The 263-nt window shown below is 38.0% G+C and carries 1 protein-coding gene; it reads right to left on the bottom strand.

Going from position 1 to position 263, the window contains the following annotated elements; all coding sequences use genetic code 11:
- Positions 1-224: hypothetical protein (locus SB764_RS41490; RefSeq protein WP_410866966.1), on the bottom strand; the 224-nt coding region annotated here is incomplete at its 3' end.
- Positions 225-263: the final 39 nt, after the last annotated feature.

Genomic DNA, 263 nt, shown 5'->3' with positions numbered 1-263 from the left:
GCTTCACGGTTCATCGTTTCCGCAGTAATACATATTTCATGCTTGTCTTCTTCACCGTCAGACCATAACTTAGCTGGTGTAAACCAGCCATTAGCGTTACTGTTGCCCATTGGATGAATAGCGATAACTACTTGTGGTAGTTTGTTTCCATAGTAAGCTTTATTCAGGAAGTCGAAAGCCTTGTGTAACTCTGCTAGTACTGGTTGTAAATTTTTTGAAGCCATTTGTATAACCACCTTTGAATATTAATAATCAACTAATTC

It is taken from the genome of Paraburkholderia sp. SIMBA_027 (assembly GCF_046535315.1).
GTDB lineage: Bacteria > Pseudomonadota > Gammaproteobacteria > Burkholderiales > Burkholderiaceae > Paraburkholderia > Paraburkholderia tropica.
This window is presented reverse-complemented; position numbering and strand designations above follow the sequence as displayed.